Here is a 13,832-nt window from a genome sequence, read left to right as displayed (position 1 = left end):
GGCATCGACCCTAGCCGACCGGTGCCGTCGGAAGGGAAACGGCCGGGGTCGGCCGGGAGTGCCAGAGCTGTACCGGCTGTTCGAGGACGCGGTAGTAGGATGCCAGGACGCAGTAATTTCCACAGTGGTTTCCAGGTCGGCGGGATGCCGACGGGGACTGCGTCTCAGAGTGCGGGCAACGGTGACTGGCACTTCCCGCCACCGGCCGAGAGGTTTGTACGTGACCGTGAACCAGCAGAGTTTTGCTGATCTCGGCAGGGTGCTGGTGATCATCCCGACGTTCAACGAAGCGGAGAACGTCGAGCGGATCGTCGGACGGGTCCGTGCGGCCGTGCCCGAGGCCCATGTCCTGGTCGCCGATGACAACAGCCCTGACGGGACCGGCGAGCTGGCCGACAAGCTGGCCGCCGAGGACCCGAACGTGCAGGTCATGCACCGCCGGGGCAAGGAGGGGCTGGGCGCCGCCTACCTGGCGGGCTTCCGCTGGGGCATCGACAACGGCTACGACGTCCTGGTCGAGATGGACGCGGACGGCTCGCACCAGCCCGAGGAGCTCGACCGGCTGCTGGGCGCGCTGCGCGGCGCCGACCTGGTGCTCGGCTCGCGCTGGGTGCCGGGCGGCCGGGTGGTGAACTGGCCGAAGTCGCGCCTGCTGCTCTCGCGCGGCGGCTCGACGTACTCGCGGCTGATGCTGAACGTGCCGATCCGGGACGTCACCGGCGGCTACCGGGCCTTCCGCAAGGAGACCCTGCTCGGCCTGGGCATGGACGAGGTCGCCTCGGCCGGCTACTGCTTCCAGGTCGACCTGGCCTGGCGCACGGTGAAGGCCGGCTTCAAGGTGGCCGAGGTGCCGATCACCTTCGTGGAGCGCGAGCTGGGTGCCTCCAAGATGAGCCGCCACATCGTGCTGGAGGCGCTCTGGCGCGTCACCTCCTGGGGTGTCGCCGACCGGGTCGCCAAGCTGACCGCCCGCGCGAAGGGCTGACCGGCGGCCGAAGAGACCGACCGCGCCCGGGCCCGCCTGTGAGAACAGGCGGGCCCGGGCGCTTCGTGCTGTCCGGGGTGGGCCCGTCCGGCGGGGCGGGCGGGGTGCGGCGCGGGCGGGTCAGCAGGAGCCGGGCTGCTTGAGGGCGCTGTCCGGCAGGTACCGGTCGGCCCAGACGGCCAGCTCGGTCAGGGCTGGGCGCAGCGCGGCGCCCGCCTCGGTGAGCCGGTAGCTGACGCGCAGCGGCGGGCCCTCGTCGACCTGGCGCAGTACGAGCCCGGCCTCGGCCAGTTCGGTGAGGCGGTCGGAGAGCATGCGTTCGCTGATGCCGGGGACGGCCCGGCGCAGTTCGGAGAAGTAGCCGGGCCCGTTGTTGGTGAGCGTGGCCACGATCAGGCCGGTCCAGCGCTTGCCGAGCAGGGTGAACACCCGGGTCAGCGCGATCTCCGTGCCGGTGCAGGCGACCACCGCCGCCCCGTGTTCCCCGGGGGTGGCGTGGACCTGCTCGGTCACCTCTTGCTGGGCCATGGGTACAGCGTACCGGTCCGTCCACTAGTGACTGCAGAAAAGTAAGCTGCTACGGTACTGATAGCTGCGGCGGAAAGAGCAGCTGCTTACTTTGATGGAGGTTCGCCATGCCCACTCTGCTGCACATCGACTCGTCCGCGTTCACCGACGGCTCGGTCTCCCGCGAGGTCTCGGCCGCCTACCGGGCCGCCTGGCAGGCCCAGCACCCCGACGGCACGGTGATCCACCGCGACCTCGCCGCCCTGCCGGTGCCGCACCTGGACGCCCACGGCATCTCCGCGGCCTTCACCCCCGCGGAGGGACGCAGCGCCGAGCAGGCGGCGGCCTTCGCGCTGCGCGAGGAGCTGATGGCGGAGCTGGAGCGGGCCGACGCGATCGTGATCGGCACCCCGATGTACAACTTCACCATCCCGTCCAGCCTCAAGGCCTGGCTGGACCAGGTGATCCTGATGGGCCGCACGGCGGGGGACACCCCCTCGGCGGCCGGGACCCCGGTGACGGTGGTCGCGGCCCGCGGCGGCTCCTACGCGCCCGGCGCCCCGCGCGAGCCCTACGAGTTCGTCACCACCTACCTGGAGAAGGTGCTGACCGGGATGCTCGGGCTGGAGGTCGAGTTCATCGTCCCCGAGTTCACCCTGGCGGCGACGGTGCCGGCGATGGCGGACTTCGTGCAGCACGCCGCCGACTCCAAGGCCCGGGCGCTGGAGGACGCGGCGCGCCTGGCGAAGGCCTCGGCCGCCTGACGGCGCCGCACCCCGCGCGGAAGGCGTGCCCCGCCGGGCGCGCCTTCCGCGCAATCGGCGGGCCGTGCTCCCATGCTGTAGGGCGCAGGGAGTCCGAGCGCCGACCGGAGGGAGCAGCCAGTGACGTCGTCCTCGCCCGAGGGGAGCGCCGCCGCGGAACGCGCGGGCGCCGCGGACGGCGACCGGGCCGGGGCGGACGGGGCGGACGCGGCCGGGACGGCCGGTGTCCGGCCGCTGGAGATCGCCGTGTTCACCGGTCCCGAGTCGGCCTTCTTCGCCACCTCGACCCTGATCCTCGGCGAGCGGACCGCGATCCTGGTCGACGCCCAGCTCACCCGCAGCGCCGGCCGCGAGCTGGCCGAGTGGGTGGCCGGCAAGAACCGACGGCTGCTGGCCATCGTGATCACCCACCAGCACCCCGACCACTACTTCGGTGCCGAGGAGGTGCTGAAGCTCTTCCCGGAGGCGCAGCTGCTGGCCGCGCCGCCGGTGGTGGACGGCATCCTGCGCACCGCGGCCGCCAAGGTCGCCCAGTGGAAGCCGGTGTACGGCGACGACATCCCCGACCACCCGCTGGTGCCCGCGCCGCTGCTGCCCCAGCCGCTGATGGTCGACCGCCAGGTGATTCCGGTGCTGCTGTTCGGCCAGGGCGACTGCGAGGGGTCCACGGTGGTCCACGTGCCCAGCATCCGCACCGTGCTCGCCGGTGACTTCGTCTACAACGGCACCCACGTCTGGACGGCCGACACCACCCCGGAACAGCGCACCGCGTGGGTGCGCAACCTCGGCCGGATCGCCGAACTCGGCGCCGACCGCGTGATCGCCGGGCACCGGGCGCCCGAGCAGGACGACGACGCGGGCCGGGCGCTCGCCTTCACCGGTGAGTACCTCCAGGACTTCGACCGGCTGCTGGCCGCACACCCGGACGACGCGGAGGCGCTGGTCGCCGCGGTGGGCGAGCGGTACGGGGAGCTGACCCTGCCGGCCATCCTGGAGCTGAGCGTCGCCGCCAACCTCGCCCGCCCCCGCCCCCGCCCCCTGCCGGACGAGGACGGGATCGTCGACGCCGAACTGGTCGACGAGGACCCCGAGGACTGAGCCGGGGCGGACCGGGCGCCGCGGCGCGGATACTGGCGGCATGACGCCGTACGACGTGATCGTGCCCGCGGGGGGCGCCGCCCGCCGGCTCGGGGGAGCGGACAAACCCGGGCTGACCGTCGGCGGGACGGCCCTGCTCGACCGGGTGCTCGCCGCCGCCGCCGGTGCCCGGACCACCGTGGTGGTCGGCCCGGCCCGGCCCACCGCCCGGACCGGGATCCGCTGGACCCGCGAGCGGCCGCCCGGCGGCGGACCGGTGGCGGCCGTCGCGGCCGGTCTGGCCGAGGTGACGGCCGAGGTGGTGCTGCTGCTCGCCGCCGACCTGCCGTTCCTGGACGCGCGGACCGTCGGCCGGCTGACCGGGGCCCTCGTCGGGGCGGGGCCGGAGACCGGGGCGGTCGTCCTGGTCGACGCCGCCGGCCGCGACCAGCCGCTCGCCGCCGCCTACCGCACCGCCGCCCTGCGCGCCGCGCTGGCCGCCGCCGGGGACCCGGCCGGGCTGCCGCTGCGCCGGCTGACCGGCGGCCTGCGCACCCTGCGGCTGGCCGACACCGACGACGTGAGCCACGACTGCGACACCTGGGAGGAGCTGGAGCTGGCCCGGGAACGGGACCGCTCCCGCTGACGCCCGCCGCCCCCTCTCGTGGGGCCTCGGCCGGCCGGTTCACGGGGGCCGGCGGCCCCCGTGCGGGAGACGACGCGCGGCGCTCATCGGGGAAACATCCCGGGGAAACCGCCGATCAGGCAGCATGGGGCCCATGGAGCGCACGCTGGATGACTGGATGGCCGAGGTCCGGGCCGAGCTGGGGATCGACCTGGACGTCGACGTCCCCGGACTGCTCGACCTCGCCCGGGTGGTCGCGCACGGGGTGGCCCGGCCCGCCGCGCCGCTGACCGCCTTCCTGGTCGGCTACGCGGCCGCGCAGCGCGGCGGCGGCCCGGAGGCCGTCACCGAGGCGTCCCGGCGCATCGCCGAACTCGCCGAGCGCTGGACGGCGGCGGCCGGGCCGGAGCACCCGTGAGCACGGTCGAGGAGGCCGCGGTGCCCGGTGGACGCTCCGCCGCCGGCCCGCTGACCTGGCCGCAGGCCCGGGCGGCCGCCCGCAGGGCCGGTCTGCACCCGCTCCCGCCGCAGCGCCTGGACCTGGCCGAGGCGCTCGGCCGGACCCTGGCCGAGCCGCTCACCGCCCTCACCGACCTGCCGGCCTTCGACACCTCGGCGATGGACGGCTGGGCCGTCGCCGGGCCGGGCCCCTGGCGGGTCGCCGGGCGGATACTGGCCGGGCAGTCGGGCGTGCCGCCGCTGGAGGACGGCGCGGCCGCCGAGATCGCGACCGGCGCCCAGCTGCCGCCCGGTGCCACCGCGGTGCTCCGGCGCGAGCACGGCGAGCGGATCGGCGCCCTGCTGCACGACCGGAGCCCGGGCTCGCTGACCACCGGCCAGGACGTCCGCCCGCGCGGTCAGGAGTGCCGCCGGGGCGAGGCGCTGCTGGCCGCCGGCACCCCGGTCGGCCCGGCCGTGCTGGGCCTCGCGGCGGCCTGCGGCCACGACGGGCTGGCGGTCCGCCGCCGCCCGGTCGTCGAACTCCTCGTCCTCGGTGACGAACTGCTCTGCGCCGGGGTCCCGCGGCCCGGCCTGGTCCGGGACGCGCTCGGCCCGCTGCTGCCGCCCTGGCTCCGGGCGGCCGGTGCCGAGGTGGGTGAGCCGCGGGCCGTCCGGGACGACTTCGGCCTGCTCCGGGACGCCGTCCGGCACTCCACCGCCGACGTGGTGGTCACCACCGGCGGCACGGCCGCCGGTCCGGTCGATTTCCTGCACCGGGCTCTGACCGAGGCCGGCGCCCGGCTGCTGGTGGACGGCGTCGCCGTCCGCCCCGGCCACCCCATGCTGCTCGCCGAACTCCCGGGCGGTCGCCACCTGGTGGGCCTGCCGGGCAACCCGCTGGCCGCGGTGGCCGGCGCCGTCACCCTCGCGCTGCCGCTGCTGCACGCCCGGGGCGGCCGGTCCGCCGCCGAGCCGGCGCTCGCGCTCGCCGCCGTGGACCTCGCCGGCCATCCCGCGGACACCCGGCTGCTGCCGGTGCGCCGCACCGCGCACGGCGTCGTCCCACTGGCCTTCGACGGCCCGGCGATGCTGCGCGGCCTGGCCCGGGCCGAGGCGCTCGCCGTGGTGCCGCCCGGCGGCGCGGCGCAGGCCGCCACCGTCGAACTCCTGGAGGTCCCGTGAGTGCCCGCCGCCGTGAGTCGCCGCTGCGCCCGGTGACCCCCGGCACCGAGCCGTGGGCGGACGCCGGCATCGTGCTGCCCGCCCGGCGGACCGCGCCCGCCTTCCAGCAGGTCGGTTCACGGCTGCTGGTGGCCCTCGGCGTGCTGGTGGCCACCACCGTGATCGTCTGGCTGGACCGGGCCGGCTACAACGACAACGCCGGCGGCGGCGTGAGCTTCCTCGACGCGGCGTACTACGCCACCGTCACGCTCTCCACCACCGGGTACGGCGACATCACGCCGTTCAGCGACAGCGCCCGGCTCACCAACATCTTCGTGATCACCCCGCTGCGCGTGGTCTTCCTGATCATCCTGGTCGGCACCACGCTCGAAGTGCTCACCGAACGCACCCGTCAGCAGTGGCGGTTGAACCGCTGGAGGTCCACCGTGCGCGAGCACACCGTCGTGATCGGCTACGGCACCAAGGGGCGCAGCGCCGTCGACACCCTGCTCGGCCAGGGGGTGCGCAAGGAGGAGATCGTGGTGGTCGACCCGCAGCGCAAGGTGATCGACCAGGCCGCCCAGCACGGCCTGGTGGGAGTGGTCGGCGACGCCACCCGGACCGACACCCTGCTGCGCGCCGGACTGCCCGCGGCCGCGCGGGTGGTGGTGGCGCCGGAGCGGGACGACACCGCCGTCCTGATCACGCTGACCGCGCGTCAGCTGACCAAGGCGGCCACCGTGGTCGCGGCCGTGCGGGAGGACGAGAACGCCCCGCTGCTGCGGCAGAGCGGTGCCGACGTGGTGGTGACCAGCTCCAGTTCGGCGGGCCGGCTGCTCGGCATGTCGATGCTCAGCCCGCACGCCGGCGCGGTGATGGAGGACCTGCTCACCTACGGCAACGGCCTGGACGTGATCGAGCGCCCGGTGACCCGGGCCGAGGCCGGGCACGGCCCGCGCGAGTGCGAGGACCTCGTGGTGGCGGTGGTCCGCGGCCGCCGGGTGCTCAACTACACCGAGCCGGAGGCCCAGGTGCTCCAGCTCACCGACCGGGTGATCGTCATCAAGTGATCCGCCGGTGACTACAGTTCGTGTCATGAACGATCAACCGCAGCTCCCCTTCGGCACGTTCGAGACCGTCGCGCCGGCCCTCGACGTCCGCGACCTGCTGGCCGGGCCGGTGGCCGACGCCCTCGCGGCCTGGGCGGACCGGGAGGCCGCGCGGTCCGTGCTCTACGTGGACACCGACCCGGAGAAGGCGGACACCGCGGTGTTCTGCGAGACCTACGGGGTGCCGCTGGAGGCCTCGGCGAACTGCGTGGTGGTGGCCGCCAAGCGCGGCGGGGAGACCACGCGGGCCGCCTGCCTGGCGCTCGCCCACACCCGGGTGGACGTCAACCGGGCCGTTCGCAAGCGCCTGGAGGCGCGCAAGGCCTCGTTCGCGCCGATGGACGCGGCGGTCGAGCTGACCGGGATGGAGTACGGCGGCATCACGCCGGTCGGGCTGCCCGCCGACTGGCCGCTGCTGATCGACGAGGCGGTGGCCCGGGCGCCGTACGTCCTGGTGGGCAGCGGGCGGCGGCGGGGCAAGCTGATCCTGCCGGGCCGGGCGCTGGCGGCCCTGCCGGGCGCCGAGGTGCTGGCCGGGCTGGCCGGCTGAACAGCGGCGCTCCCGGCGGGCCGGCCGGAAGCTCGGACCGGGTTCGGTCGGCGCTCCCGCGGACTGCGCGGGGCGCCCCCGCCGCCCCGTCAGGACGCAGTAGCTTCGGGTCATGCATGCGATGACGATTCCCGAACCCGGCGGTCCCGACGCGCTGGTCTGGGCCGAGGTGCCGGACCCGGTGCCCGGTGACGGCGAGGTCCTGGTCGAGGTGGCGGCGACCGCCGTGAACCGGGCCGACCTGCTCCAGCGCCAGGGCTTCTACAACCCGCCGCCCGGCAGCCCGCCCTACCCCGGCCTGGAGTGCTCGGGCCGGATCGTCGCCCTGGGGGCCGGCGTGGCCGGCTGGGCGGTCGGCGACGAGGTCTGCGCGCTGCTGGCGGGCGGCGGCTACGCGCAGCGGGTCGCGGTGCCGGCGGGGCAGCTGCTGCCGGTGCCCAAGGGGCTCGACCTGGAGCAGGCCGCCGCGCTGCCGGAGGTCGCCTCGACGGTGTGGTCGAACGTCTTCCTGGTCGCGCACCTGCGCCCGGGGGAGACGGTGCTGCTGCACGGCGGGGCGAGCGGGATCGGCACGATGGCGATCCAGCTGGCCAAGGCGGTCGGCGCCCGGGTGGCGGTGACGGCGGGCAGCGCGGAGAAGCTGGCCCGGTGCGCCGAGCTCGGCGCCGACATCACGATCAACTACCGCGAGCAGGACTTCGTCGAGGTGCTCAGGGAGGCCACCGGCGGCGCCGGGGCGGACGTGATCCTGGACCTGATGGGCGCCGCGTACCTGCAGCGCAACGTCGACGCGCTGGCGGTCAACGGCCGACTGGTGATCATCGGGCTGCAGGGCGGCGTGCAGGGCGAGATCAACCTGAACACGCTGCTGCGCAAGCGCGGCGCGGTGATCGCGACCAATCTGCGCGGGCGGCCGCTGGCGGAGAAGGCCGCGATCGTGGCGGCGGTGCGCGAGCACGTCTGGCCGCTGGTCGAGCAGGGCCTGGTGCGGCCGGTGATCGACCGGGTGCTGCCGCTGACCGCGGCGGCCGACGGGCACCGGGCGCTGGAGGCCGGCGATCAGGTCGGCAAGGTGGTGCTGCGGGCCTGAGGCGGGGCGGGGCCGGCGGGCCCGGGGAGCCGGTGGCCGGGCGGGGCGGTTGGTGCACAGCCGTTCGAAATGCCCGGAATGTCGGATTGTGTGACGCTGGTCCGGAGCTGTCCCGCCGCCGACCCCGCCAGTGCGCGGTCGGCCGTCGGAAGGACCTCGACCGTGGCCGCACCTTCGACCCCCTCGAACGCGCTCCTCGGGCCGCTGCCCGCCGCGCCGCCCCACGGCCGTACCCGCACCCGGGGCCGGGCCGGTACCGGCACCCCCCGTGATCGGGGCGACCACCGGGTGCGGCGGCTGCTGACGATGGCGGTGCTCGGCCTCGCCCTGCCGCTGACCGTCGTGCCTCCGGCGGCGGCCGCCGGTCCACAGCGGCCGTCCGGCCCGTGGGAGGCGGTCGCCGGGCCCGCCGCGTCGGACCCGCCCACCGTCCCCGCCGTGCCCGCCGAGCCCGCCGAGCCGTCCGAGCCGTCCACCGCCTCCGAGCCCGGCGCTCCGGCGGCGGACGGACCGCAGCCCGGTGGCCCCGGGTGGTCCGGTTCGCCCTCCGCCGACGCCGGTCCGGCGTCCCCCGAGGCCTCGCCCCCGCCCTCCGCCGCACCCTCGGCGGAGCTGTCGGCGGCCGCGCCCCCGAGCACGCCGCCGGCCCCGGCCGCCACCCCGCCGCCCCCGGCCGCCCTCTCGGCGGCCGCCGCGCCCCCGTCGCACCAGGGCGGGCACCCGCGGCCCGGCCCGGCGCCCGTCGGCCCCCGGGCCGGTCACCGGCACCGCCCGGCCTCGGCCCCCGAGCGTGCCCAGCGGGTGCCCGACCGGTCGGAGCGGGGGCCGGAGCAGTCCGTCGAGGCCACGCAGGCCGTCCCGGACGCGGACCCCGGCACGCCGGACGGCGCCGCACCGGCCGAGGACGCCGTGCCGGACGGCGCCACGGTGGCGGCCGGAGCGACCCAGCAGGCCGCCGGGGCCGTCCCGGCCGTGCTGCCCGCCCGCTGGCGCGACGCCTCCACGCTCCAGCTGCCGCTGGGCGCCGGCCTCGGCCTGATCGGCTGCGGCCTCGGGCTGATCGGGCTGCGCCTGCGCAAGGGCTGAGCCGCCGGCGCCACGCCCCCGCGCGACCTGAGTATCCGTACGGATGCCGGGCCGCCGTGCGGGGGCGTAGCGTCGTCAGCGGAAGCGGGTGCGGTGACCGCGGTGCCGGTGACCGGTGACCGTGGTGCGGGGCGGCGGTGCGGTCGGGGGTTCCACCCGGCCAACCCCAGTGAGGAAGAATGTTGTTCATGACGAATCCGATGAACGAGCGCTCGCCGCAGGACCTGTACCAGGCCATGGGCGGGCAGTCGCAGGACGGCCAGAAGGTGCTGATCGTCGGACCGGACGGGCTGCCCGTGGGCCAGGGGTTCGCCGGCTCGACGCACGACGACGGTGAAGGGCCGCGCGAGCTCCCGGTGACCGAGATGGTGGAGCAGCCGGCCAAGGTCATGCGGATCGGCAGCATGATCAAGCAGCTGCTGGAGGAGGTCCGGGCGGCTCCTCTCGACGAGGCCAGCCGGGTCCGGCTGAAGGACATCCACGCCAGCTCCATCAAGGAGCTGGAGCTCGGCCTGGCGCCCGAGCTGGTCGCGGAGCTGGAGCGGCTCTCGCTGCCGTTCACCGAGGACACCATCCCGACCGAGGCCGAACTGCGGATCGCGCAGGCGCAGCTGGTGGGCTGGCTGGAGGGGCTGTTCCACGGCATCCAGACCGCGCTCTTCGCCCAGCAGATGGCCGCCCGGGCGCAGTTGGAGCAGATGCGGCGGGCACTGCCGCCGGGTCTGCACGGCGCCGAGCAGGAGGACGACGAGCCCGGCGAGGGCCGCGGCATCCGCTCCGGCCCGTACCTGTAGGCCCGCCACCGGCCCGGCGCAACCGCTCCGGTCGGCGCCGCGGACCCCGTGGCTACCGCCCGGTATCGGACGTACCGCCACGATCCGGTGCCGAACGCACGACCGACCCACTACCGTCCGGTAGTGGGTCGCGGCTCGGACACAGTGTCGGCCCTGCGCCGATCACTGTCGCCGTGAGCCGATACCCTGAGCCCCTGTCGCAGGCCGGGCGAGCGCCGCGACAGGGGTCGGGTGGGCCACCAAACCGGGCCCGACCACGCACGGACGAGACCGAACGTCACGGTTGCGGCGGCACGACCGCGCCGAGGGGGAGCAGAGGACCATGAGCGAGCACGGCAACGCGGCGGTCGAGGGCCACTCCCTGGGCAACGGCAGGTACGTGCTGCAGCGGGTGCTGGGCGAGGGCGGCATGGCCTCCGTGCACCTCGCCTACGACAACGTGCTCGGCCGCTCGGTCGCGCTGAAGAGCATGCACGCCGAGCTCGGCCGGGACGAGTCCTTCAAGGAGCGGTTCCGGCGCGAGGCGCAGGCCGTGGCCCGGCTGGAACACGCCAACATCGTCACCGTCTACGACAGCGGCGAGGACGTCGCCGCCGACGGCTCCACCACCCCGTACATCGTGATGCAGCTGGTCGACGGCAAGGGCCTGCGCGAGGCGATCAACGACGCGGTCGCGCAGTACGGCGCGATGCCCACCGAGGAGGCGCTGCGGGTCACCGTCGGCGTGCTGAACGCGCTGGAGGCCTCGCACGACCAGGGGCTGGTCCACCGCGACATCAAGCCCGGCAACGTGATGTTCGACCGCAAGGGCAACATCAAGGTGATGGACTTCGGCATCGCCCGTGCGCTGGAGTCCGGGGTCACCTCGATGACCCAGACCGGCATGGTGGTCGGCACCCCGCAGTACCTCTCGCCCGAGCAGGCGCTCGGCAAGCCGGTGGACGCCCGGTCCGACCTCTACTCGGTCGGCGTGATGCTCTTCGAGATGCTCACCGGGCAGCTGGTCTTCGACGGCGACTCGGCGTTCTCGATCGCCTACAAGCACGTCCAGGAGGAGCCCTCGGCGCCGTCCACCGTCAACCGGGCGGTCAGCCCGGCGGTGGACGCCTTCGTCGCCCAGGCGCTGCGCAAGGACCCGGCGCACCGCTTCCCGAGCGCGGCGGCGATGCGCGACGAGGCGGAGCGGCTGATCGCGGCGGAGAAGGGCGGCGGCAACGGCAACCAGCTGGCCGCGAGCTCGCCGCTGGTGATCACCGACGGTCCGCGCTCGGTGCACGCCGGGCCGCAGGCCCCGCAGACCCCGCCGCCGTTCCAGCAGCAGTACCGGACGCCGCCGCCGGCCTTCCAGACCCCGCCGCCGCAGCACCCGCAGACGCCGCAGCCCTTCCCGCAGCAGTACCAGACCCCGCCGCCGGCCTTCCAGGCCCCGCAGCACTTCCCGCCGCAGGCGCACACCCCGCCGCCCCAGCCGATGCCGATGCCGACGCAGTTCCAGCCGGCCCCCGCGTCGAACAGCGGCGGCTGCTCCACCGCGCTCGTGATCGTCGGCATCATCATCGGCGTGATCGTCCTCGCGATCATCATCATCGCCATCGTGGTGACCAAGGCGGAGAAGACCAGCACCTCCCGGTCCGTCGAGCGGCCCGCGACCGTCCTGCACCTGGAAGGCCTGCCCGACCGGAATGGCCTGCTCTGACGCGGTGCGCCCGGATCGGGCGTGCTACGGGGGAAGTCCGGAGGCGGTAGCGTTCGGGGACACGAAGCGACAGGGCACCGCGATCCGAGCGAAGGCCCGGGGCGAGGAGCGATGGCACAGACGCAGCGGCCGGACGACGACGAGGGTGCCCGGGCGGCCGGTTCGACCGGCGGGGCCCGGAGGATGCCCGAGCCCGGCAGCGACAGCGCCGCCACCTCCGCACTCCCGCCGTACGGCGGCGGCCCGCAGACCCCCGGCCGCGGCACCGCGGCCCCGCTCGGCACGGTGGGTGACGGCCGCTACCGGCTGACCCACCGGCTCGGCCGCGGCGGCATGGCCGAGGTGTTCGCCGCCCAGGACGTCCGGCTCGGCCGGACCGTCGCCGTCAAGCTGCTGCGCCCCGAACTCGCCCAGGACGACATCGCCCGGCTGCGCTTCACCCGCGAGGCGCACGCCGTCGCGGCGCTCAACCACCACTCGATCGTCGCGGTCTACGACACCGGCGAGGAGTACGTCGGCGACGAGTCGACGCCCTACATCGTGATGGAGCTGGTCGAGGGCCGGACCGTCCGCGAGCTGCTGGTGGACGAGGAGGAGCCGCCGGTCGACCAGGCGCTCATCATCATCGCCGGGGTGCTGGAGGCGCTCGCCTACAGCCACCGGCACGGCATCGTGCACCGGGACATCAAGCCCGCCAACGTCATCATCACCACCACCGGCGCGGTCAAGGTGATGGACTTCGGCATCGCCCGCGCGCTGACCGGCACCGCCAGCACCATGACCCAGACCGGCATGGTCATGGGCACCCCGCAGTACCTCTCGCCCGAGCAGGCCCTCGGCAAGCCGGTCGACCACCGCTCCGACCTGTACGCGGCCGGCTGCATGCTCTACGAGCTGCTCACGCTGCGCCCGCCGTTCACCGGCGACACCCCGCTCTCGGTGGTCTACCAGCACGTGCAGGACCCGCCGGTGCCGCCGGCGCAGGTCAACGCGCGGGTCCCGGCGGCGCTCGACCCGCTGGTGCTGCGCTCGCTCGCCAAGAACCCGGACGACCGCTTCCAGGACGCCGACGAGTTCCGCGCCCACCTCCAGCACGCCCTGCGCGAGATGCACGGCGGGGCCTGGGCGACGGGTGCCGCGGCGGCCGGGCTGGCGGCGGCCGGCCAGGGGCACAGCGGTGCCACCCCGATGCCCGGGGCGGACGGCGAGACGGCCGTCACCGCGCCGTTCGGCCTGGGCGGCCCGAGCGATTCGACGACGGTGCTGCCGTACCAGGTGCCCGGCGGCCCGCACACGCCGTCCTCCCCCTACCCCGGGGCCGGCGGCCCGTACGGCGGCGGCTCGTACGACGGCGGCTCGTACGACGGCGGTCCCGGCGGCCCGGGCGGCGACGGCGGCGACGGGGACGACGACCGCCGCCGGCGGCGCGGGCCATGGGCCTGGGTGGCCGGCGCCGCGGCGGTGTTCGTCGCGTCCGGTGTCGGGATCGCGCTCGCGCTCAGCGGTGGCGGTGGCGGCGGGACGAAGGACCCCGGCCAGACGCCCGCCCCGTCCGTCTCGGTGGTCTCCTCCTCCGACGCCGGTACGCCCACCGGTGGGGGGATCTCCCCGACCACGGTGGCGCCCAGCCAGACCAGCCGGAAGCCGAACCAGCCGACCGACACGAACAACAACAACAACCAGAGCCCGCCGGCCACCGTGCCCAAGCACTCGCCGAGCATGACCCCGACGCCCACCGGTACCAAGCCGTCGTCGTCGACGACCCCGTCGTCCACCGGCACGCCGACCGGCGGCGCGAGCGGGACGCCGACCGGCGGCGCGAGCGGGACGCCGACCAACGGCGCGACGGGCACCCAGCCGCCGCCGACCAAGCCGGCCACCCAGCCGACGGGGGCCCCGACCACCGCGCCCGGGGCCGGCGGCTGACCGGCGGCGCCGACCGGTGAC

12 protein-coding genes and 1 pseudogene are annotated in these 13,832 nt (G+C 75.5%); 12 read left to right on the top strand and 1 reads right to left on the bottom strand.

Annotated features, from left to right (window positions below):
- The first annotated feature begins 220 nt into the window (after positions 1 to 220).
- Positions 221 to 985, top strand: coding sequence for a polyprenol monophosphomannose synthase (locus tag ACZ34W_RS03820; RefSeq protein WP_329488769.1), 765 nt, complete (start codon positions 221 to 223; stop codon positions 983 to 985).
- A gap of 120 nt (positions 986 to 1,105) precedes the next feature.
- Here ACZ34W_RS03820 and ACZ34W_RS03815 read toward each other — a convergent pair whose 3' ends face one another.
- Positions 1,106 to 1,513, bottom strand: a complete 408-nt coding sequence (locus ACZ34W_RS03815; RefSeq protein WP_329488768.1) for a winged helix-turn-helix transcriptional regulator — start codon at positions 1,511 to 1,513, stop codon at positions 1,106 to 1,108.
- A gap of 107 nt (positions 1,514 to 1,620) precedes the next feature.
- Between ACZ34W_RS03815 and ACZ34W_RS03810 the strand changes: the two genes are divergently transcribed.
- The 11 genes and pseudogenes from ACZ34W_RS03810 to ACZ34W_RS03760 all read left to right on the top strand — a co-directional run bounded on the left by ACZ34W_RS03810 (position 1,621) and on the right by ACZ34W_RS03760 (position 13,811).
- Positions 1,621 to 2,256, top strand: coding sequence for an FMN-dependent NADH-azoreductase (locus ACZ34W_RS03810; RefSeq protein WP_329488767.1), 636 nt, complete (start codon positions 1,621 to 1,623; stop codon positions 2,254 to 2,256).
- 120 nt (positions 2,257 to 2,376) lie between these two features.
- Positions 2,377 to 3,354, top strand: a complete 978-nt coding sequence (locus ACZ34W_RS03805) for an MBL fold metallo-hydrolase (RefSeq protein ID WP_465601473.1) — start codon at positions 2,377 to 2,379, stop codon at positions 3,352 to 3,354.
- Positions 3,355 to 3,394: 40 nt separating this feature from the next.
- Positions 3,395 to 4,376 (top strand): annotated as a pseudogene (locus tag ACZ34W_RS03800) (DUF6457 domain-containing protein).
- Positions 4,373 to 5,581: a molybdopterin molybdotransferase MoeA gene (locus ACZ34W_RS03795; RefSeq protein ID WP_465601470.1), complete on the top strand. Its 1,209-nt coding sequence runs from the start codon at positions 4,373 to 4,375 to the stop codon at positions 5,579 to 5,581. The pseudogene ACZ34W_RS03800 and the gene ACZ34W_RS03795 overlap by 4 nt, the downstream one beginning before the upstream one ends.
- Complete coding sequence (locus ACZ34W_RS03790) at positions 5,578 to 6,630, top strand: potassium channel family protein (RefSeq protein ID WP_329488763.1); 1,053 nt, start codon at positions 5,578 to 5,580, stop codon at positions 6,628 to 6,630. Before ACZ34W_RS03795 ends, ACZ34W_RS03790 begins: the two co-directional genes overlap by 4 nt.
- 25 nt (positions 6,631 to 6,655) lie before the next feature.
- A complete protein-coding gene (locus ACZ34W_RS03785) occupies positions 6,656 to 7,219 on the top strand; it encodes a YbaK/EbsC family protein (protein WP_352288518.1) in 564 nt (187 codons plus the stop codon).
- Between the two features lie 112 nt (positions 7,220 to 7,331).
- Positions 7,332 to 8,309: an NAD(P)H-quinone oxidoreductase gene (locus ACZ34W_RS03780; RefSeq protein ID WP_329488761.1), complete on the top strand. Its 978-nt coding sequence runs from the start codon at positions 7,332 to 7,334 to the stop codon at positions 8,307 to 8,309.
- A 162-nt stretch (positions 8,310 to 8,471) separates the two neighbouring features.
- A complete protein-coding gene (locus ACZ34W_RS03775; RefSeq protein WP_465601465.1) occupies positions 8,472 to 9,395 on the top strand; it encodes a hypothetical protein in 924 nt (307 codons plus the stop codon).
- Between the two features lie 188 nt (positions 9,396 to 9,583).
- The gene (locus tag ACZ34W_RS03770) at positions 9,584 to 10,189 is read left to right on the top strand and encodes a bacterial proteasome activator family protein (RefSeq protein ID WP_380388862.1); all 606 of its coding nucleotides are present in this window, start codon (positions 9,584 to 9,586) and stop codon (positions 10,187 to 10,189) included.
- A gap of 322 nt (positions 10,190 to 10,511) precedes the next feature.
- The gene (locus ACZ34W_RS03765) at positions 10,512 to 11,885 is read left to right on the top strand and encodes a protein kinase domain-containing protein (protein ID WP_465601462.1); all 1,374 of its coding nucleotides are present in this window, start codon (positions 10,512 to 10,514) and stop codon (positions 11,883 to 11,885) included.
- 111 nt (positions 11,886 to 11,996) lie between these two features.
- Positions 11,997 to 13,811 (top strand): protein kinase domain-containing protein, encoded by a 1,815-nt coding sequence (locus ACZ34W_RS03760; RefSeq protein WP_465601459.1) that lies wholly within the window; start codon positions 11,997 to 11,999, stop codon positions 13,809 to 13,811.
- Positions 13,812 to 13,832: the final 21 nt, after the last annotated feature.

It is taken from the genome of Kitasatospora sp. NPDC022856, from assembly GCF_055561235.1.
The sequence above is the reverse complement of the archived record's forward strand: the minus strand, read 5'-3'. Positions and strand labels throughout refer to the sequence as shown.

Bases quoted from the DNA above. Each gene is read 5' to 3' on its own strand.
- ACZ34W_RS03815 (WP_329488768.1), bottom strand. From the start codon at position 1,513: ATGGCCCAGCAAGAGGTGACCGAGCAGGTCCACGCCACCCCCGGGGAA.
- ACZ34W_RS03810 (WP_329488767.1), top strand. From the start codon at position 1,621: ATGCCCACTCTGCTGCACATCGACTCGTCCGCGTTCACCGACGGCTCG.
- ACZ34W_RS03780 (WP_329488761.1), top strand. From the start codon at position 7,332: ATGCATGCGATGACGATTCCCGAACCCGGCGGTCCCGACGCGCTGGTC.
- ACZ34W_RS03765 (WP_465601462.1), top strand. From the start codon at position 10,512: ATGAGCGAGCACGGCAACGCGGCGGTCGAGGGCCACTCCCTGGGCAAC.
- ACZ34W_RS03785 (WP_352288518.1), top strand. From the start codon at position 6,656: ATGAACGATCAACCGCAGCTCCCCTTCGGCACGTTCGAGACCGTCGCG.
- ACZ34W_RS03770 (WP_380388862.1), top strand. From the start codon at position 9,584: ATGACGAATCCGATGAACGAGCGCTCGCCGCAGGACCTGTACCAGGCC.
- ACZ34W_RS03760 (WP_465601459.1), top strand. From the start codon at position 11,997: ATGGCACAGACGCAGCGGCCGGACGACGACGAGGGTGCCCGGGCGGCC.